The 21,259-nt window shown below is 41.7% G+C and carries 19 protein-coding genes; 7 read left to right on the forward strand and 12 right to left on the reverse strand.

Annotation, left to right across the window (positions count from 1 at the left end; translation table 11 throughout):
• Positions 1–90: 90 nt before the first annotated feature.
• The 6 genes from nqrF to PR709_RS07090 are packed head-to-tail and all read right to left on the reverse strand — an operon-like array spanning position 91 to position 5,929.
• On the reverse strand, positions 91–1,317 hold the full coding sequence (nqrF, locus tag PR709_RS07065) for an NADH:ubiquinone reductase (Na(+)-transporting) subunit F (protein ID WP_004923204.1): 1,227 nt from the start codon (positions 1,315–1,317) through the stop codon (positions 91–93).
• A 15-nt stretch (positions 1,318–1,332) separates the two neighbouring features.
• Entirely contained in the window at positions 1,333–1,929 is a 597-nt protein-coding gene (gene nqrE / locus PR709_RS07070) for an NADH:ubiquinone reductase (Na(+)-transporting) subunit E (protein ID WP_004923207.1), read from the reverse strand.
• A 4-nt stretch (positions 1,930–1,933) separates the two neighbouring features.
• Positions 1,934–2,563, reverse strand: coding sequence for an NADH:ubiquinone reductase (Na(+)-transporting) subunit D (locus tag PR709_RS07075; RefSeq protein WP_004923209.1), 630 nt, complete (start codon positions 2,561–2,563; stop codon positions 1,934–1,936).
• Positions 2,556–3,350 carry a Na(+)-translocating NADH-quinone reductase subunit C gene (locus PR709_RS07080; protein WP_004923212.1) on the reverse strand — a complete coding sequence of 265 codons (795 nt, stop codon included), beginning with the start codon at positions 3,348–3,350 and terminating at the stop codon, positions 2,556–2,558. The genes PR709_RS07075 and PR709_RS07080 overlap by 8 nt, the downstream gene beginning before the upstream one ends.
• Entirely contained in the window at positions 3,343–4,581 is a 1,239-nt protein-coding gene (locus tag PR709_RS07085) for an NADH:ubiquinone reductase (Na(+)-transporting) subunit B (protein ID WP_004923214.1), read from the reverse strand. The genes PR709_RS07080 and PR709_RS07085 overlap by 8 nt, the downstream gene beginning before the upstream one ends.
• 4 nt (positions 4,582–4,585) lie before the next feature.
• Entirely contained in the window at positions 4,586–5,929 is a 1,344-nt protein-coding gene (locus PR709_RS07090) for a Na(+)-translocating NADH-quinone reductase subunit A (RefSeq protein WP_004923217.1), read from the reverse strand.
• Between the two features lie 415 nt (positions 5,930–6,344).
• On the opposite strand from PR709_RS07090, the gene PR709_RS07095 reads away from it, so the two are divergent.
• On the forward strand, positions 6,345–7,082 hold the full coding sequence (locus PR709_RS07095; RefSeq protein WP_004923220.1) for a L,D-transpeptidase family protein: 738 nt from the start codon (positions 6,345–6,347) through the stop codon (positions 7,080–7,082).
• Here PR709_RS07095 and PR709_RS07100 read toward each other — a convergent pair.
• Together PR709_RS07100 and lpcA are read right to left on the reverse strand one after the other, a co-directional pair.
• Positions 7,053–7,820 (reverse strand): class II glutamine amidotransferase, encoded by a 768-nt coding sequence (locus tag PR709_RS07100; protein WP_004923223.1) that lies wholly within the window; start codon positions 7,818–7,820, stop codon positions 7,053–7,055. The genes PR709_RS07095 and PR709_RS07100 overlap by 30 nt on opposite strands.
• Positions 7,821–7,846: 26 nt before the next feature.
• A complete protein-coding gene (lpcA, locus tag PR709_RS07105) occupies positions 7,847–8,425 on the reverse strand; it encodes a D-sedoheptulose 7-phosphate isomerase (protein WP_014656671.1) in 579 nt (192 codons plus the stop codon).
• Between the two features lie 349 nt (positions 8,426–8,774).
• Here lpcA and fadE point away from each other — a divergent pair, with 349 nt between their 5' ends.
• Entirely contained in the window at positions 8,775–11,234 is a 2,460-nt protein-coding gene (gene fadE, locus PR709_RS07110) for an acyl-CoA dehydrogenase FadE (protein ID WP_004923318.1), read from the forward strand.
• A 420-nt stretch (positions 11,235–11,654) separates the two neighbouring features.
• On the opposite strand, the gene PR709_RS07115 is transcribed toward fadE, so the two are convergent.
• Together PR709_RS07115 and lysA are read right to left on the reverse strand one after the other, a co-directional pair.
• Positions 11,655–12,119, reverse strand: coding sequence for a RidA family protein (locus PR709_RS07115; protein ID WP_004923225.1), 465 nt, complete (start codon positions 12,117–12,119; stop codon positions 11,655–11,657).
• Positions 12,120–13,437: 1,318 nt separating this feature from the next.
• Positions 13,438–14,697 carry a diaminopimelate decarboxylase gene (gene lysA, locus PR709_RS07120; protein ID WP_272570839.1) on the reverse strand — a complete coding sequence of 420 codons (1,260 nt, stop codon included), beginning with the start codon at positions 14,695–14,697 and terminating at the stop codon, positions 13,438–13,440.
• A gap of 115 nt (positions 14,698–14,812) precedes the next feature.
• On the opposite strand from lysA, the gene PR709_RS07125 reads away from it, so the two are divergent.
• A complete protein-coding gene (locus PR709_RS07125; protein WP_004923231.1) occupies positions 14,813–15,748 on the forward strand; it encodes a LysR family transcriptional regulator in 936 nt (311 codons plus the stop codon).
• Here PR709_RS07125 and PR709_RS07130 read toward each other — a convergent pair.
• The gene (locus PR709_RS07130) at positions 15,722–16,642 is read right to left on the reverse strand and encodes a LysR family transcriptional regulator (RefSeq protein WP_004923234.1); all 921 of its coding nucleotides are present in this window, start codon (positions 16,640–16,642) and stop codon (positions 15,722–15,724) included. The genes PR709_RS07125 and PR709_RS07130 overlap by 27 nt on opposite strands.
• A gap of 124 nt (positions 16,643–16,766) precedes the next feature.
• Between PR709_RS07130 and PR709_RS07135 the strand changes: the two genes are divergently transcribed.
• Positions 16,767–17,639: an MBL fold metallo-hydrolase gene (locus PR709_RS07135; protein WP_150375917.1), complete on the forward strand. Its 873-nt coding sequence runs from the start codon at positions 16,767–16,769 to the stop codon at positions 17,637–17,639.
• A 69-nt stretch (positions 17,640–17,708) separates the two neighbouring features.
• Positions 17,709–18,353 (forward strand): DsbA family protein, encoded by a 645-nt coding sequence (locus PR709_RS07140; protein ID WP_004923238.1) that lies wholly within the window; start codon positions 17,709–17,711, stop codon positions 18,351–18,353.
• A gap of 4 nt (positions 18,354–18,357) precedes the next feature.
• On the opposite strand, the gene PR709_RS07145 is transcribed toward PR709_RS07140, so the two are convergent.
• Positions 18,358–18,999 carry a prepilin peptidase gene (locus PR709_RS07145; protein WP_004923331.1) on the reverse strand — a complete coding sequence of 214 codons (642 nt, stop codon included), beginning with the start codon at positions 18,997–18,999 and terminating at the stop codon, positions 18,358–18,360.
• Between the two features lie 480 nt (positions 19,000–19,479).
• Here PR709_RS07145 and rsmE point away from each other — a divergent pair, with 480 nt between their 5' ends.
• Together rsmE and gshB are read left to right on the forward strand one after the other, a co-directional pair.
• On the forward strand, positions 19,480–20,211 hold the full coding sequence (rsmE, locus tag PR709_RS07150) for a 16S rRNA (uracil(1498)-N(3))-methyltransferase (protein ID WP_004923239.1): 732 nt from the start codon (positions 19,480–19,482) through the stop codon (positions 20,209–20,211).
• 9 nt (positions 20,212–20,220) lie between these two features.
• Positions 20,221–21,168, forward strand: a complete 948-nt coding sequence (gene gshB, locus PR709_RS07155; RefSeq protein ID WP_004923244.1) for a glutathione synthase — start codon at positions 20,221–20,223, stop codon at positions 21,166–21,168.
• Positions 21,169–21,259: the final 91 nt, after the last annotated feature.

The following is a 21,259-nucleotide window of genomic DNA, read 5'->3' on the forward strand; positions in this document are numbered from 1 at the left end:
AAAGCTGTTTAAATTCCTAGTCACTCATTGGCCTGCCGTCTCGCTGTACCTCGAATTATTTAAAGTATATACAAACAACTCTAGGGTTACTTAACCACCGAAATCATCCAACAAGATGTTTTCATCTTCTACACCAAGATCTTTAAGCATCTTGATAACCGCAGCGTTCATCACTGGTGGCCCACACATGTAGAATTCACAATCTTCTGGTGCTGGGTGATCTTTCAGGTAGTTTTCATACAATACATTATGAATAAACCCGGTATAACCATCCCAATTATCTTCCGGCAATGCGTCAGAAAGTGCAACATTCCAAGTAAAGTTTTCGTTTTCAGCCGCTAATTGATCAAAGTCTTCTGTATAGAACATTTCGCGCTTAGAACGAGCACCATACCAGAAGCTGATCTTACGTTTCGAATTTAGACGTCTTAACTGATCAAAAATATGTGAACGCATTGGTGCCATACCCGCACCACCACCAATAAAGATCATCTCTGCATCGGTTTCTTTAGCGAAGAATTCACCAAATGGCCCAGAAATTGTCACTTTATCACCCGGTTTTAGCGACCAAATATAAGATGACATGATGCCCGGTGGAACATCCGGATTACGTGGTGGCGGTGTAGCAATACGCACGTTCAACATGATGATCCCGTGTTCTTCTGGGTAGTTAGCCATTGAATAAGCACGAACTGTGGGTTCTTTTACCTCAGAAACATAGCGGAACAAATTAAATTTATCCCAATCCTCACGGTACTCTTCTGGAACATCAAAATCTTCATATTTCACTACGTGTGGTGGACATTCTATCTGAATGTAACCACCTGCACGGAATGGTACGACTTCACCTTCAGGAATTTTCAGTTTCAGTTCTTTAATGAAAGTTGCTTTGTTATCATTAGAAATAACTTCGCATTCCCATTTTTTCACTCCAAAAATTTCTTCTGGTAACTCAATTTTTAAGTCTTGTTTAACGTTCACCTGACAAGCTAAACGGCAACCATCTTTCGCTTCACGTTTATTAATGTGAGAAAGCTCTGTTGGCAGGATATCCCCACCACCTTCTTTGATTTTCACGCGGCATTGACCACAGGAGCCACCACCACCACAAGCAGATGAAACGAAAATCCCTTGGTTAGATAACATACCTAACAGCTTGTCACCTGCGGGAGCTTCAAAGCTCTTATCAGGGTCGCCGTTAACTTCAACTTTGATGTTCCCTGTATTGACTAACTTGGATTTAGCAAACAGGATCAGACCTGTTAGCACCAAGACAATCAGGGTAAACATCACTACGCCTAGAATAATAATATCCATGAATTCTTCTCGCCTTTATAGCTGCACACCGGAGAAGGACATAAAGCCCAGTGCCATCAAACCGGTGGTGACAAAGGTAATACCTAAGCCTTTCAGACCCGCCGGAACATCTGAATATTTCATCTTTTCACGAATCGATGCTAACAGCACAATTGCTAACATCCAGCCGATACCTGAGCCGAATCCATAAACGATAGATTCGCTAAAGTTGTAATCGCGCTGAGCCATGAAAGAGACGCCACCAAAGATTGCACAGTTAACGGTAATCAACGGCAGGAAGATACCCAATGCGTTATAAAGTGACGGGAAATAACGGTCTAAAATCATTTCCAGAATTTGCACCAGTGCTGCAATAACCCCGATAAAGGTAATAAAGTTAAGGAAAGATAAATCGACCCCCTCAACTAATGCACCATCACGCAGTACTAGGTTGTACACAAGGTTGTTGGCAGGTACAGAAATACCTAACACCACGGTAACAGCAATACCTAAACCGAAAGCTGTCTTAACATTCTTCGATACTGCCAAAAATGTACACATACCGAGGAAGAATGCCAATGCCATGTTTTCAATGAACACAGCTTTTACGAACAGACTAATATAATGTTCCATTGACTTAATCCTTCTCTACCTGAGCTGGTTTCAAGGTACGTAATCCCCAAATCAGCATACCAATGATAAAGAATGCACTAGGCGCTAACAGGAACAAACCATTAGGCATATACCAACCACCATTTTGCAATGATTCCATAACGGTAATACCAAACAATTTGCCAGAGCCGAACAGCTCGCGTAGGAAACCAACGAGGATCAGAATGACACCATAACCAAGGCCATTACCAATACCATCCATAAAGCTTTCTACCGGTGGCGCTTTCATGGCATAGGCTTCTGCACGACCCATAACAATACAGTTTGTAATGATAAGGCCGACGAACACCGACAGCTGCTTAGATATCTCATAAGCATAGGCACGCAAAATTTGGTCAACAACGATAACCAAAGAAGCAATAATTGCCATCTGAACAATGATCCGCACACTGCTTGGAATGTAGTTGCGAATTAATGAGATAAAAAAGTTAGAGAACGCGGTAACCAAAGTTACTGCGATGGTCATGACGACAGCCGTTTCCAGCTTAGTCGTTACTGCCAGTGCAGAACACACCCCGAGGATCTGTAACGCAATTGGGTTGTTATCAAACAAAGGCCCAAGTAGGACGCGTTTTACTTCTTTAGAATCAGCCATTATTCAGCGCTCCTTCACGAACTTTTTTCAGGAACGGACCAAAACCGTTATCACCTAACCAAAAATCAAACATATGCTGAATGCCGTTTGATGTTAGCGTTGCACCTGAAAGGCCATCGATACCATAAGGACTATCTGTAGAGCCACTACGGACAATTTTTATTGCCGGTACCCCCTGCTCATTGAACAGTTTTTTACCCGGCCATTGCGCCTTCCATTGTGGATTATCGACTTCACCACCAAGACCTGGCGTTTCACCATGCGAATAATATGTGATACCACGAGAAGTCACGCCATCCACATCTACCGCAACGAAGGCATACATCACCGACCATAGTCCTGACCCATAAACAGGCAGAATAATTTGTGAAATTTTGCCTTGTTCATCTTTCACAAGATAGATTTCAGCTGTATTTGCACGACGGCGAATTTTGGCGATATCTTCTTCAGGTGAAAGTGCAATGCTGGTTTCATCGCTACGTAATTCACTATTGAGGTCAAAGCGACTCTTGCTATCAGAAAGCTCATTAGTTTGGAAGTTCAACAGCTTAGGTTCAATACGGTCACTGTAAACTTTTTGAACTTCTTCCGCTGTCATTTTAGGTTGCAATAGACCTGCAACACTCAAAATATTACGTTGCGTATCTAATAAAATTTGTTCTTGCTGCTTAGATTTTAATCCTACAGCAGAACCGGCTACGACGATAGAACAGACTAGACATAGAATAAAAACGACTATGAACGTTCTTCCGACGCTATCTTTATTGGTTGTTTTTTCATTAGCCACGGGCTTTTCTCCGTTTAATATTTGCTTGAACGACCAGATAGTCAAACAGAGGAGCAAACAAGTTGGCGAACAGGATTGCTAGCATCATGCCTTCCGGATATGCCGGGTTTGCAACACGAATAAGCACACACATTACACCGATCAAAATACCGTAGGCCCATTTGCCTTTATCTGTAAACGAGGCCGAAACTGGGTCCGTCGCCATAAAGATCATCCCGAATGCAAAACCACCTAAAACCATGTGCCAGTACCATGGCATTGCAAACAATGGATTCGTCTCTGACCCGATAAAGTTAAACAGGTAAGACATCGCAATCATCCCAAGCATAACGCCAGCAACGATGCGCCATGATGCAATACGGAAGAAGATAATGAAGGCACCACCAATGAAAATCATCAATGTGGAAACTTCACCGATAGAGCCAGGCATATTCCCTAGGAATGCTTGCATCCAAGAGATTGGCTCACCAGATACCGTATTCATTAACGCGCGCTCACCGCCCGCAGCCCATTGAGAAAGTGGGGTTGCACCAGAGAAGCCATCCGCCGCTGTCCAAACAAGATCACCCGAAATTTGTGCAGGGTAAGCGAAGAACAAGAAAGCACGGCCTGCAAGTGCAGGGTTTAAGAAGTTGCGCCCTGTTCCACCAAAAATTTCTTTAGCGATGACCACACCAAATGTAATACCGAGCGCCGCCTGCCATAATGGGATAGTTGGCGGCACAATCAGGGCAAATAGGATGGACGATATAAAGAAACCTTCGTTGATTTCATGACCGCGGATCAGAGAAAACAGAATTTCCCAAAAACCACCGACTGCAAAAACAACCGCATAGATAGGTAGAAAATAGACTGCACCAAGCAGCATTTTACTACCCCAGCCTGCATCAGGTGTTAATGATGCCCCCAAGAATTGAGCTAAGCGATAGTGCCAATCACTCGCTAAAACTTGCTGTAGCTCAGCCCCACTGTATAAGTGGTAAAGTGCAGGAATGGCTTGGTTACCAACGTTATACATCCCCCAAAACATCGCAGGAAATACAGATAACCAAACCAAGATCATCATGCGTTTCAGGTCTATTGTGTCACGAACGTGAGAACGACCTTTAGTCACCGTTCCTGGCGTATAGAAGACTGTCGTAACAGCTTCAAACAATGGATAGAGTTTTTCTAACTTTCCACCAGGCTCAAAATGATGCTCATGCTTTTCAAATAAATTTTTCAAACCCATGGAATTACCCTTCTAGCTCAATCTTGGTCAGTACATCACGAAGTACAGGGCCATATTCATATTTAGCCGGGCATACATAAGTACACAGTCCCAGATCTTCTTCATCCAACTCTAGACACCCCAACTCCTGAGATGAATCCGTATCTCCAGAAAGGAGGTCTCGTAGCAGGTGAGTTATCATAATATCGAGAGGCATTACACGTTCATAATTACCAATTGGCACCATTGAGCGCTCACCACCATTCATGGTTGTGGTGAAGTTGAAGCGTTTGCCTTTCAAGAAATGGCCAACCGTTGTACGTGTAATGGTGAATTTATTAAAGCCCGGCCAAATCCAGCCGAAAAGCTCTCTTTCACGCCCTTCACGTAATACTGAAACCTGATTATGAAAACGCCCTAAATAGTGATGTGTATCATCACAAGGTACGCCCCACAGTACAGAGCCAGAAATAATGCGGTTATCTCCCTCTTTGAGCTGACCTTTTGTTAACTCATAGAGATCCGCACCAAGACGAGTTTTAACTAAACGTGGTTTCTCAACTTGAGGCCCCGCAAGGGCAATCACGCGATCAGTATATAGATAGCCTGTTGTGAATAACTTACCAATCGCAATGACATCTTGATAATTAAGGTGCCATACTTTTTTATTGAGGCTCACAGGCTCAAGAAAATGAATATGAGTACCGACTAAGCCTGCGGGATGAGGGCCTGCAAATTCGCTATAGCTCACTTGTGGGTGATTATCAGATTTCGCTAAATCCCCCGCGCCATGGCAAACATGCACTTTACCTTCGGTTAAATGGCTAATAATGGTTAAACCATCATTAAAAGCTTGTTGTTGTGAACGAATAATCACAAGTGGGTCAGCAGCAAGTGGGTTGGTATCCATCGCCGTTACAAAAATCGCGGCGGGTGAGGAACCCAGTGCCGGTGAGCGGCTAAATGGACGCGTTCGCAATGCTGTCCATAAACCTGATTTAACCAAGTTTTCTTCGACTTGTTCACGAGTCAATCCTGCAAGCTCTTCACGCTTATAAGCAGCAAAGGCCTCTTGCTCGTCACCATCAATTTCGATAACAACGGATTGGAGTACACGACGCTCACCACGATGAATAGCAATAATTTTACCGCAGGCTGGGCTAGTGAATAAGACACCAGGGTTCTTTTTATCTTCAAAAAGAACCTGCCCTTTTTTAACGTGCTCACCTTCTTTAACCAGCATAGAAGGACGCATTCCGACATATTCTTCACCTAGCAATGCTACGTGTTGAATTTTCGGGCCGTCTTCTATTACTTGGGCTGGCTCACCTGCAATAGGAAGGTTGAGTCCTTTTTTAATTTTAATCATAAGATCTGCACAAGTTTCTAAGTTAACCCTAAGCTAATGATCCTGACATAGACCATAGCGACTCAGTAAATAAAAACAGCTCAAGTTACTCACATAACTCAAGCAAATAATTCTCTTGATATCGTGAAGCTATTCTCTTTCTGCCGCTCGTAATTTTATCAGTTCCCCCGACTTCTGTCCGGATATTCAAGTGACTTAGCTCAAGCAAATTACAATAAATTTTCAACTTTCTTTATAATTATTCGTAAAAAACGAGCATTTACATCATATTTATCGAACGCTGTGCGATTTTCACACAATATCTATTCCGTACGAAACTATTAATAGGCTATATCAAATTACTTTTAGCTCATTTAAAATAGCGCCATAATGTCTTTTTTTTAGGCAAAAATACTCATTTAAATTTGGTTTAAGTATGAATAAAAATATCCTTATTAGCTTTATTTTCAACCTGTTTTTTCTGCAAATTACGGTTGCTGAAGCGAATAACCATTCATTTTTGCTTAATAGTAAAACAACTAACCAGCAAAATTCCGCGATCTTTATTCAGATATTTAAGCAAGAAGGCGTCTTGGAGCTATATCAAAAAGCGCCGAACGGAAAATATAACTTATCTAAAACTTATCCAATTTGTAAGTTTTCGGGCGGGCTAGGCCCTAAAAAGCGCGAAGGTGATCTAAAAAGCCCTGAAGGCTTTTATCAAATAACCGCCTCCCAACTAAATCCAAACAGTCGGTATTACCGATCTATTAATTTAGGTTTTCCTAATGAATATGACCGAGCACAGGGCTATGAAGGTAACTACTTGATGATACATGGCGACTGTGTTTCTGTTGGTTGCTATGCGATGACAGATAAATACATGAGTGAAATCTACCAAACTGTTGAAAGTGCTTTTAAAAGTGGACAAAACACGATTGATGTCAGTATTTACCCGTTTCGAATGACAAAAGAAAATATGTTGATCCACAGAAACTCCAGCCATTACGCTTTCTGGCAGCAACTAAAACCGGCTTATGATTACTTTCAGGATGCAGGCAAGCCCGCACAAATCTCTGTAACATCAGGAAAGTATGCTGTGAATAGCTTGCCAGAAAGGTCGGATACTTTATTGAGACTTCGATCACAATATACGTTGGCCGAGGTGAAATAGCACGAAACTACCCGGTTCAATTTTGTGCCAATTTTCATTACCTGTTAGCGGCTGCGTGGCAATCACTGAAACAATATCGGTTGGTGTTGTGCAACTTTGAAAATCGATCTCAATATCCTGATCGAGTAATTTCGCCTTACCGAATGGAGCTTTACGAGTGATCCAATAAAGATTGGTTGAACAAAATGCCATTACGTAACGCCCATCTGATAGCAGCATATTAAATACGCCTTTACGACGTAACTGCTCAGCCAGCACCGCAATAAAACGGAAAACAGCGGGCCAATTCGAGGGGGTTTTCGGATATTTCGCTGCAAGTTGGCTCAAAATCCAGCAAAATGCTTTTTCGCTGTCTGTTTCACCTATCGGTCGATAATGCCCTGTATTTAGTGAGCGATACCCTTTTAATTGCCCGTTATGTGCATAGGTCCAATTACGTCCCCACAATTCACGCGTAAAAGGATGCGTGTTTGCTAGTGTGACATCACCTCGATTCGCTTGGCGAATATGTGCTATCACCGTTTCCGATTTGATTGGATACTCCTGCACAAAGCGTGCCACTGGGGATAAAAAGCTAGGTTGAGGATCTTTAAAAGTGCGACACCCCAGCCCTTCATAAAACGTGATCCCCCAACCATCTTTATGTGGGCCAGTTTGCCCCCCACGGGATATCAGTCCACTTAGGCTGAAGTTAATATCTGTTGGCACATTTGCACTCATGCCAAGTAATTCGCACATTACAAGACCCTCTATAGTTTAAGAAACTACTTTACCATTTCTTTTTCAATCAGCTGGATCAGGATATGAATCACTTTAATATGGATTTCCTGAATACGATCCGCATAACCAAAATGAGGTACACGAATTTCAATATCTGCGCTACCCGCCATTTTGCCGCCGTCTTTCCCAGTCAGCGTAATCACTTTCATGCCCTTTTCACGCGCAGCACTAATAGCTTTGATAATGTTGCCTGAGTTGCCAGAAGTCGAAATGCCCAGAAGAACATCCCCTTCTTTACCTACAGCCTCAATAAAGCGAGAAAACACATATTCATAGCCAAAGTCATTACTGACACAAGATAAGTGGCTAACATCAGAAATGGCAATAGCAGGATAGCCTGGGCGATTTTCACGGTAACGCCCTGTCAGTTCTTCAGCAAAGTGCATGGCATCACAGTGGGAGCCACCATTACCACACGAAAGCACTTTTCCTCCGGCTTTAAAGGAATCTGCCAGTAACACCGCCGCTTGCTCAATAGCCTGAATATTTGCATCATCACTAAGGAATTTTGCCAACGTATCGGCCGCTTCTGATAATTCACCACGGATCAGGTCTTGATACATGAGATTTCCCCTTAAATTTAACGAGTTTTGTGCCATGATAAACGGCATCAAGATAGGTAATTAATCTTTACTACTCAGATTGTTACACAGGGTACATTTTCTTTCTACATCTGATTACGCTTGATTTATGCATTTAGGGCTAATCAATGCGTTTTGCCTCTTTTTCTCCCTTTGCGCCTACTTCATCTATCTCACAAATTTTTTTATGAAACAATCACCAAACATTATTTGGTGATTTTGTGAGCCAAGTTGTAATTAAGATGTAAATGTCTTGCTAATTGTTTATTACTGGATATAGATTAAGAGAAACAACAGGTCAGACCTCTTACAAGTAGACAGGAGTTTCCCTATGACCCTACTCAGCATAATTCTATTTCTCGCATTAATCGGTATTCTCTGTTACCACAAGACTTCGTTAACATTGAGTACCGTTCTGTTACTTGCCTATACCGCCGTTATGGGGGTACTTGATGTATGGAGTTACTGGATGTTACTGCCAGTAGCTCTTGTATTATTCCCTTTTGTTTTCACTCCCGTGCGTCAATCACTGGTTTCAGTGCGTGCACTGAAACTGTTCCAAAAAGTCATGCCTCCCATGTCTCGTACAGAGAAAGAAGCCATTGATGCAGGAACAACATGGTGGGAAGGTGATCTTTTCCGTGGCGCACCGGATTGGAATAAATTACATAATTACCCAAAACCACAGCTGACGGCTGAAGAACAAGCCTTCATTGATGGCCCTGTAGAAACGGTTTGTGGCATGGTGAATGATTTTGCAGTAAGCCATGAATTGTCCGATCTCCCCCCAGAAGTTTGGCAATATTTACGTGAGCACCGCTTCTTCGCCATGATCATCAAAAAAGAGTATGGCGGCCTTGAGTTCTCTGCCTATGCGCAATCCCAAGTTTTACAAAAATTGGCGGGTGTCTCCGGTATCTTAGCTATCACCGTTGGTGTTCCTAACTCATTGGGGCCAGGTGAGTTGCTGCAACATTATGGTACTGATGAACAGAAAAAACGTTACCTCCCTGGCTTAGCGACAGGTGAAGAGATCCCTTGTTTTGCGCTTACTAGCCCAGAAGCTGGCTCTGACGCCGGTGCTATCCCTGATACTGGCGTTGTCTGTATGGGTGAATGGCAAGGAGAGCAAGTGTTAGGTATGCGTTTAAATTGGAACAAACGCTATATCACTCTTGCCCCCATCGCGACAGTTCTTGGGTTGGCTTTCAAATTATCGGATCCCGATCGTTTATTGGGTGGTGAAACACAGTTAGGGATCACCTGTGCGTTAATCCCCACTAATACCCCAGGCGTCGAAATAGGCCATCGTCACTTCCCACTGAATATTCCATTTATGAATGGACCAACGCGCGGAAAAGACATCTTTGTTCCTATCGACTACATTATCGGTGGCCCTAAAATGGCAGGCCAAGGCTGGCGTATGCTTGTGGAGTGTTTATCTGTAGGTCGTGGAATTACTCTGCCATCTAACTCGACAGGTAGCTTAAAGAGCATTGCAATGGCGACAGGAGCCTACGCTTATATCCGTCGCCAATTTAAATTGCCTATTGGTAAGATGGAAGGGATTGAAGAGCCGCTCGCTCGTATCGCAGGTAATGCCTATTTGATGGATGCTGCTGCTACATTGATTACCTCTGGTATCATGTTAGGTGAAAAACCTGCCGTGCTATCTGCTATCGTTAAATACCACTGTACTCACCGTGGGCAACATTCAGTCATCGATGCCATGGATATTACGGGTGGTAAAGGCATTTGTCTTGGCCCATCTAACTTTGTTGGTCGAGCTTACCAAGGTGCGCCAATCGCCATTACCGTTGAAGGTGCCAACATCTTAACCCGTAGCATGATCATCTTTGGCCAAGGGGCTATTCGTTGCCATCCTTATGTGCTGGAAGAGATGGCGGCAGCACAAGACAATAATCTGCACAAATTTGATAAAGCGGTATTTGGTCATATTGGACATGTTATTAGCAACCAAGTCCGTAGTTTCTGGTTGGGATTAACCAATGGTCGAGGAAGTAGCGCGCCAACAAAAGATGAAACACGTCGTTACTATCAAATGTTAAATCGCCAAAGTGCTAACCTTGCCTTACTTGCCGATATCTCCATGGCTGTTTTAGGTGGTAGCTTAAAACGTCGTGAGCGTATCTCTGCACGCTTAGGCGATATACTCAGCCACTTATATTTAGCAACCGCAACACTTAAGCGTTATGAAGATGAAGGTCGTCAAAAAGCGGATTTACCACTGGTAAAATGGGCTGTAGAAGATTGTCTGTATCAATCTGAGAAGGCGATGGATGATTTATTGAAAAACTTCCCAAATAGAATGGTTGCAGGTTTAATGCGCATTACCTTGTTCCCGACTGGTCGTGCTATGTCTGCCCCTTCTGATCGCCTAGACCACAAGCTAGCACAACTGTTAATGGAGCCATCTGAAACTCGTGACAGGATCGGTCGTGGGCAATATCTGACACCAACAGAGCATAACCCGCATGGTTTAGTGAATCAGGCGCTGTATGACATCATTGCTGCAGAGCCAATTTTTGAGCGCATCTGCCGTCTGAAAGAGCGCAAGTTTAGCTTCACTCGCTTAGATAAATTGGCAGAGCAGATGTTGCCTGAAAATATTATCACACAAGAAGAAGCTGATATTTTACGTAAAGCAGAGGCAAGCCGTCTACGCACCATCAATGTTGATGAATTTGAGTTTGATGCTCTAGGCGTACACAGTGAAAAAAACCCTCGCGAGGAAAATGAAAAGCAAGCTAAGAAAAAGCAAGCCGCTTAATTAGCTGCCTACATTGTCAGCGCCATAAAGCCCCAAGCATATTGGGGCTTTATTTTTTGCATGGAAACTGGCACATAAAAGGAAACTGAATATTTATTAAAGAGTCATAAGGTAGAGGATGGTGTGTCTTTTTATACAATAATCATTTTGTTAGTGGAGCAATCACGCTCGCTACCCATTCCTGCTATAAGGCCCGTTTGTATGGGCATTTCACTGTTCGACACCACTCCCTTTCAAACAACAGATGCTATGTGACTATTGCCTTTAGGTCGAAATACTAAGAAGTTTGGTTAGTAGATAATTACAGCGGCGTTTTTATTTAGCGCTAAAATACAAAACTCCCGATAAATATTACCGAGAGTTTTATCATCAAAAGGCGGTCAGCCTATATTAAGGCTGGAAATTGATTGCTAAAACGGCTTATTTTTTAACCGCAGTAACTTCAATTTCAACCAACCATTCAGGGTGAACCAGAGCCTTCACTTCCATTGCTGATCTAGCTGGTGTCAGAGGCTGAGCTTTAGTACCGAAGAATTGAGTATAACCTTTCATAAAGCCGTCAAAGTCCATTTTTCCTGTTTCTGGTGTTGCAACAAGGAAAACTTGCATTTTAACAACGTCACCTAATCCTAGGCCTTGTTTTTCCAATGCAGACTTAATTGAGTTAAGCACATTGACGGTTTGTTCTTCTGTGTTTTTACCGAATGAACCATCAGCTTGTTTTGATGGAACAACACCGCTGAAATAATAGGTTTTCATATTCGCAGGTACTTCAACTACGCTCGAGATTGGGAAGTCAGGTACTGCGGTACGAACGATTGAAGAATTATCAGCCATCGCTACGCTGCTGGCTAATAGTGCTGAAATTAGTAATGCTTTTTTCATATTCAGTTCCCTATTTTATGATATTGCTTTTTATAAAATCTAGAAATGACCTCTAGTGAAGATGCCATTACACCTTCTCATCAGTCATTCATATAAGAAGCCACTTTGCCCATAATAAAAATGGTCATCAAAGCAGCATAACATTTATGTGTTTATCTCTTACTATTTCAGTTCAAAAGATATCCACTAAGTGCTTAAGAGATATTATCCCTTACTGCAATATTTATGTTGTCAAATTTACCTTTAATTTGGCGATATATTTACCAGACATAAACTATGGTTTTTTAGCCTATATTCAGACGCTACCGGAGTAAATTCAGCGCCATTAACCTATTTTAGTACCACATCCTTTCCATGACTTAACAATGTCATGAAGGTGATGAATAAGCTAAATACGAAATGAGTCAGTTTGTCAGAGACTCTCCCGCTAAAATTACACCAACGTATTTGCTGCGCCACAGATTAATGCTCGTCCTCAAAGATATCGTCTAGTTTAAGGGTATTTAACAAAACGCTTTTTTCTTCATTGTTGAATTCATTATCTATGATAATTAATATCAGCAACTTTAGACAGCCATTCACTTATCTAATCATTAAATCAGCAAAAAACTCTCTAAAACACTGAAGGTTACCATTCGTCCATTCAGTAAATGAATGGTGAGCATTAAAGTGCATCTGAACGAATGGATCAAGGGTAATATTCAATTCTTTACAATAATGACGGCTAATTTTATGGCAATCTAGAATTCACTAAGTGAAGTCATCTACACTATCCAGAATTTATAATATTTTAAAATAACAACTTATTTTTTCAACCCATAAACCGCAGTCTGAATGTAAAAGTAATAACTTTAATCCGCCTACCTGAAAGCGCCCTAATAATAGAAACTCAAAAGATAGATACCAATATCCCTACAGGTTAATTGGACATACGTCTACTTTGGATAAAAAACAATCTATTGGTTTACTCTAAAATAGGGAAACCTACTGCTCTCGATAAAAATAGTTAAACTCACGATACAAAAGTAATATTTATCATTATTCAATAGACTGGCCGTTTTTTATTTATAGGTGGCCTTATTTCAATATAAACAAATAATTTTAGTTATAGGTTCAAGCAATAATAAATTAACCTTAGTTATTACAATGAATATATGTTTATTTTTTCAACATATAAACTTATTTTTTATCGCTTAATTTCTGAGATAGGATGAGTTAAAAACCGAAAGAAAATAGGTCAGGAATAGTATTTTAATAAATGAATTTTAATATTAGTTGGTAACGATACTGCTTTAAAAAGCAGTATCGTCAAAAAAGATTAAAGCTCTAATGCCAATAATTCCTCAATCGTTTGGCGACGGCGGATAAGTTTTGGCGTACCCTCAATTAATAACACTTCAGGTAACAGAGGGCGGCTATTGTAGTTTGATGACATCGACGCCCCATAAGCACCAGTATCATGGAAGACCAAATAATCCCCTACTTGCACATCAGGCAGTAAACGGGTCTCGACCATTCCTCCTTCTTGCTGGGTAAACACATCCCCCGATTCACACAAAGGCCCCGCGACAATAGTCTCTTTTAAAGGTACATTTTCTAATGAGCGCCCCTCAGCAGGTAATACAGAGATATGGTGATAACTCCCATACATTGCAGGACGCATCAGATCATTAAATCCACTATCGACCAACACATAGTGGCGGCTTCCCATCGTTTTAACCGCTCTCACTTCCGCGAGCAATACCCCCGATTCAGCAACCAAATAGCGACCCGGTTCAATTTCCAGTTCAATAGAATGACCTAAATGACGCTCAATTCGTTGGCGAGCAGTGTTCCAAAGGCTGTAATAGTGCTGAATATCGATAACTTCATCTTGTTCTCGATAAGGTGTCGATAACCCACCACCGGCTGAAATCGCCTGAATATCCGCATTTGACGAGATCACTTGTTCAACCATTGCATCACAGACATTTGCTAAGTGTTGATAATCGACCCCAGAGCCAATATGCATATGTAGCCCAACCAATGACAGATTATAACGGCGAATTTGTTCCAGTGCTTTTGGTAGGTCTTGATACCAAATACCGTGTTTACTGTTTTCACCACCTGTATTGGTTTTTTGTGAATGGCCATGACCAAAACCAGGGTTAATACGCAACCAAACAGGATGACCCGATTTTTGCTCACCAATCTGGCTTAATATATCAATAGATCCAGCATTCACCGGAATATCTAACTCAGTCACCCGTGCCAAAGTAGCTCTATCCAGTACATCAGCAGTAAAAACAATTTCTGAGTTTTCACGACCAGCCTGGAAACCAGCTACAAGCGCACGCTCTATTTCACCTAGCGAAACAGAATCAACCTTGACTCCCTGCTCACGCATTAAGCGCAAAATATGAATATTTGAGCAAGCTTTTTGAGCAAAACGCACGGTATCAAAGGGTTTGAGCTGATTTATTCGTTCAATAATCACTGAGCTGTCGTACACCCAAACAGGGGTGCCAAACTGTTCAGGTAACGTCGATAAGTATTCGGGCGTTAAATATTGGCTAGTAGTGGTGGCAAATGAGGTCATGTTTTTCTCGCACGTAAATTTTTCTTATATTGTCCTATTATTCAGAGAAAGTTCGGGAAAAAAAATATCCATTTTGCTAAAGTCTATTCATTTTTGATATAGAAAGAAAAACATCATGCAAACTCTCTCTTGGCGACATATTGAAATCTTTCGGGCGGTAATGACGACGCCGAATCTAACAGAAGCAGCGTTACTGCTAAATACCTCACAACCGACCATTAGTCGAGAGCTTGCTCGCCTTGAACATCTGCTACAGTTCAAATTATTTGATCGCGTTAAAGGCCGATTGCGCCCGACAGCACAGGGATTGCGCTTTTTTGAGGAGGTTGAGCGCTCTTATTATGGTTTAGAGCGGATAAAAAACTCAGTACAAACCATCCGCCGTTTTGATAATGCACAGATCTCCATCATATGCTTACCCGCCTTCGCCCAATCATTACTACCACAAGTGTGCCAAACATTTATGGCTGATTATCCTGACGTCAATCTGACAGTGATCCCTCAAGAATCACCAATCCTCGAAGAGTGGCTATCGGCTCAACGTTATGATTTTGGTCTAACCGAACACTTACAAACGCCACCAGGCACAGAACAACTCACATTAGGCTCGCTGAATGAGGTTTGTGTCTTACCGGCGGGTCATCCCCTTGAGCATAAACCCGTTTTAACACCGATTGATTTTCAGCAACAAAACTTCATTAGCCTGTCACTAACAGACAGCTATCGGCAGATTATCGATACCATTTTTGCCCAACATCAAATTGAGCGAAAAATGGTGATGGAGACGCATTCAGCATCGTCTATCTGCGCAATGGCGTTAAAAGGCATCGGTATTTCAATCGTCAACCCTATCACCGCTTTGGATTTCCACCAGCAATCAGCAGGTAAGCTGATCATTCGCCCATTGAGTTTTTCGATTCCTTTTACGGTGAGTTTAATTAAGCCGATTCACCGGCCATCATCACAACTATTAGATATTTTTACCCAATACTTACGGGCTTCATTTGCCAAAACTGAGCAGGATTTAAGTAGCGCGTTGCTGCATCAGTGACTGCCAATATTCTGAAGTTGTAAACCAGTTACCTAAAAAATCCAGTACAGCTCTTAATGTTGTCGGCATATTTTGGCGACTGGCATACACTGCATAAATTCCCAATGGCTGCGGCACATAGTCGGGTAATAGCTGGAGCAGCTCCCCTGATTCTAAGTATTTTTTGACCGATAAATAAGGCTGCATAGCAATACCTGCACCATTTAATGCCGCTTGAGCCAAAAATACAGATTCATCGGCACTGAGTCGCCCTCCTACTAATACGGAAAAAGGCTCCCCATCTTTTTCAAAACGCCATAAACTGCGCCCAAAAAAATTGTAGGTCAAACATTCCAGTGGCGCTAAATCCTCCGGCTTAATCGGTATTTTTTTATCTTTGAAAAAAGATGGCGCTGCACAAATCACAGAGTGGCACGTTGAAAGCGGCTTGGCTATCAAACTCGGCTCTAATTGATTCGTAATACGGATAGCCAAATCAATCCTATCTTCAATCAGATTCACCGCCTTATTTGTAATACTTAAATCAATCGCCATATTCGGGTAGTGTTGTAAAAACTCGGTTATTGCGACAGAAAGCGCTTGGCTGGCAATCGACTGAGCACAACTAATACGCACTAGCCCCGTCAATTGAGTCGCATCATGTTGCTGTTGTACAGGCAGAGTTAAAGAGAGTGCATTTAACTTTAGCGCTTGTTGATAAACCCCTTCTCCTGCCGATGTCAAACTCAGCCGCCTTGTCGTACGGTTTAATAAACGTACCCCAGCCCACTGTTCCATTTCAGCAAGATATCGGGTCACCATCGCTCGTGACATATCGAGTTTATCTGCGGCAGCACTCATACTGCCATGCTCAACAATACTAATAAAAACCTGTACCGCCGTTAATCTATCCATCTATTTGACCGATTTGTGCAACAAACATTTGCTAATTATGGCGTTTCTCTCATCATTATTGCAATTTAATATACACCCAACTTAACGAGGTTTTTAAAATATGGCTAACAATTAGGAGTTAATGATGAAACAACATGCTATCGCCGCCGCCACTTTACTTGCAATGAGCGCTACATTTGCCCATGCAGCAGAGCTTAAATTAGATATCTATAACCCAGGAAATAACAGTGTATTTCCCGTTTCCTCTGAAATTATCAGCGGTGATAAAGAAGTTGTACTGATCGATGCACAGTTTCAAAAAAATGATGCGCAGGCCTTAGTGAAAAAGATAAAAGCGCTCAATAAAACCCTAACAACCATTTATATCAGCCATTCTGATCCCGATTATTATTTTGGATTAGATACGATCACGAAAGCATTTCCTAAAGCTAAGGTGATAGCGACGAAAGAAACCGTTGAAGCTATCAAAGCATCGAAAGATGGCAAGTTGGCATATTGGGGTGAAGTGCTTAAAAACGAAGCGCCAACAACACTTATCGTACCCGATGTGATACAAGGCAATAGTTTTACTGTCGATGGTGAAACTCTCTTTATTAAAGGAAGTGATGGTCCAGCTCCAGAGCGTACTTATGTTTGGGTTCCATCATTGAAAGCTGTCGTTGGGGGAGTCGTTGTCTCTGATAATATCCATGTTTGGATTGCAGATACTCAAACTCAATCATCGCGACAACACTGGCAACAAACTTTAGAAAGCATTCAAGCTTTACAACCTAAAACCGTTGTACCAGGGCACTTTACTGGCAAATCAAAAATGGATCTTAGCTCTGTTACCTTTACTCAAAATTACTTGAATACCTTTGAGACCATGGCTGAACAAAGTAAAGATGCCAAAGAGCTTACGAGCAAAATGGAGAAGGCTTACCCTCATCTTGATGATAAATCGAGCTTAGAGCTAAGTGCCAAAGTCATTAAAGGCGAAATGCAGTGGCCACAATAAAATAATCTCAATTAGCCTATCTCTATAATGGATAGGCTAATTGAATCACTGAATAGTTAAGGAGCTATCATGAATAAAATCACCTTACATTACATTTATGACCCTTTATGTGGCTGGTGTTACGGTGCTTCACCATTGATTGAAATTGCCAATTCTCACCCTGACATTGTGTTAGAATTACATGGCGGAGGCATGCTGGCAGGCGCATCACGCCTTCATATGGATAATCAATTCCGTGAGCACATCAAACAATCCGATAAACGCATTGCCGCCATGACAGGGCAAATTTTTGGTGATGACTATTTAAAAATGCTGGATGAGCCAAATCTTGTTCTTGATTCAGCACCACCTTTACAAGCCATTCTTGCTTCTGAAAAGCAACAAAAAGCATTAGCGATGTTAAAAGCAGTTCAGCATGCTCATTACGTCTCTGGTCGTCATATCAGCAACCCAAATGTCTTATTAGCGATCGCACAAGAAATCGGGTTAGATAGCGAGCAATACCAGTTTGATTATGCCGAACAAGGAGGGAATAACCTTGAACACCATATTCACTATAGCCGCCAGCTACTGGCTCAATCCGGATCTTCCGGCTTTCCGACCTTACTCATAAAACAGCAGCATAAGTGGCTGCGCGTACCGTTACAAAACTATTTAGGTGATCCTCAAAAATGGCAACAATTTTTGGATTCACTAGTAGCAGCCAATCAATGATGCGCTACGACATCGCGCCATTGAACATCACTAAACACACCAATGGCGCAAATAACCAATAAGTTGCACTCAAAATGATAGCTGGGCCAAAGGGGATACGGGCGATAGCTTTGTGCCGATGACGTAAATAAATGGCCCAATAGTGAAGCCCGCCAATGCCCGCCGCTAACGCAAAAAACTGAGGTAAATTCATAAGCCCGAGCCAAGCTGCACATGCGGCAATCAGTTTAAAATCCCCTCGCCCCATTTGCGGGGATTGGCGGATCTTCTCCATAATTACCGTTAGCAGCATGATGGAAAGGTAACTGGTGATCACCGCATAGATAGCCGAAACCACATTACCTTGCTCAGAGCACACTTGATACACTAACCCTACCCATAATAGTGGGTAAACAAGTATGTCTGGTAAATAGCCTATTTTCATATCAATAATAAATAGACAAACTATTAAATTGAAGAAAATACTAAATAAAATAACAATAATTAATTCATCATTTAATGAAAAATTAAATATTAATAAAGGAAAATAAATAAGTACCAGCCATTTATAACCTATCCTTATCCCATCTTTATTTAAATATTTTTTAGGAATATGTTGTAACATCAACTGTGAAATTTTCGCTGATATAACAATGATAAAAGCCATAAGTAATAGCCTATAGCCACATACATCCCCCAAAAAACAGTATGAATTATCGATAGTTACATTTCCTGAACTTAAGTTGCCTCGGCATACTGTTAGCATTGGAAAAGTTGAAGTAATAAAATTATTAAGATCACTAAAAGATAAAAAAGAGAGATGATGGATAATTTTATGATAGATCCTTTCAATCGGTAATATCATATATTCTCCTTATTCCATTATGGAGTTATATACAAATATACCGTACCTCTATTTATTTCCCTACACAGTAATTCCGACACAATTTATCGTTTTAACCGCGATGATTTTTTGTCGTATTTGATAATATATTATCATTCATCACACCAATACCACACAGGCTAGACTACAAAAAAACCATAAACCACTATAAAATTGAGCTAGCTCTTGATTTTGGCGATTGCATCCCCATATTTTTGATCTGCTATTGCTCTTTTTTAACCTTGTTCTTTTTAAGGAAACTGTATGCGCATTCCACGCATTTATCACCCTGAGCCACTACAAATTAACACTACAATCGCTCTTGGCGATGATGCAGCCAACCATGTGGGGCGAGTGCTTCGCATGACTGCGGGCCAAAAACTGGAATTATTTGACGGCAGTAATCAGGTGTTTTGCGCTGAAATATCAGAGGCGACAAAAAAGAAAGTCTCCGTCAATATTATCGATAGCCATGTTGATGATAGAGAATCGCCATTAGATTTACACCTTGGGCAAGTCATGTCGCGTGGTGAAAAAATGGAGTTTACTATCCAAAAATCGGTGGAACTAGGAGTTAATACAATCACCCCTTTACTCTCTGAGCGCTGTGGTGTTCGTTTAGATCCTGAAAGGTTAGAGAAAAAACGACAACAATGGCAAAAGATTGCCATTGCTGCGTGTGAGCAGTGTGGTCGTAATCGGATCCCACAAATTCGTCCTGTACAGTCACTCGAAGCATGGTGTGCTGAGGAGGATGGGGCATTTAAGGTCAACTTACACCCACGAGCAACACAAAGTATCAATACATTACCTGCCGAATTAAATAAAGTTCGGCTATTAATCGGCCCCGAAGGTGGGCTAAGTGAAGAAGAAATCGCCATGACAGCTAATTATCAATTTACTGATATTCTGTTAGGGCCAAGAGTGTTAAGAACAGAAACGACTGCGCTAACTGCAATCACCGCACTGCAAGTGCGCCTAGGTGACCTAGGTTAAGGAGAAAAAATGATCAAGCTCGGTATAGTAATGGATCCTATTTCATCCATTAAAATCAAGAAAGATACTAGTTTTGCTATGATGCTGGAAGCTCAACGTCGTGGTTATGAAATCCATTATATGGAGATGAATGATCTCTATCTGTATCAAGGTGAAGCTCGCGCAACGACAAAAGTCGTCACTGTCGAAGAAAACCCAAACAAATGGTATGAGTTCAAATCTGAGCAAGATATCGCGCTCGGTGATCTTGACGCTATTTTAATGCGTAAAGACCCCCCTTTCGACACTGAGTTTATCTATGCAACTTATATTCTTGAAAGAGCTGAGCAGGCTGGCGCACTGATCGTCAACAAGCCACAAAGTTTACGCGACTGCAATGAAAAACTGTTTACAGCGTGGTTCCCTGAATTAACGCCACACACATTAGTCACACGTAGCGCTAAACAGCTACGTGAGTTCCATCAAAAGCATGGCGATGTAATTTTTAAACCACTTGATGGAATGGGCGGAGCGTCTATTTTCCGTTTGAAGCAAGACGATCCTAACGTTGGGGTTATTATCGAAACGCTCACCGAGCATGCTAGCCGTTACTGCATGGCACAAAACTATTTGCCAGCAATTAAAGATGGTGACAAACGTGTACTGGTCGTTGATGGTGAGCCTGTGCCTTACTGTCTAGCTCGTATCCCAGCACAGGGAGAAACCCGTGGTAATTTGGCGGCAGGTGGTCGCGGAGAAGCTCGCCCATTAAGTGAAAGCGATTGGGAAATTGCCCGCACCGTTGCCCCAACTTTAAAAGCAAAAGGCTTATACTTTGTTGGGCTTGATATTATAGGCGATCGTTTGACTGAAATTAATGTCACTAGCCCAACTTGTGCCCGCGAAATTGAAGCCGCTTACGATATTTCTATCACGGGTATGTTGATGGATGCCATTGAGCGCGATATAAAAAAATAGTGCCTTCAGCGCTAAAAATAGCGTATTGGTAATGAGAAAAGGCTCATTAAAGTGCCTTTTCTCAACCTTTAAAGGCAATTCTTATCATTAA

The organism is Providencia sp. PROV267, assembly GCF_028477825.1.
GTDB classification, from domain to species: Bacteria; Pseudomonadota; Gammaproteobacteria; order Enterobacterales; family Enterobacteriaceae; genus Providencia; species Providencia stuartii.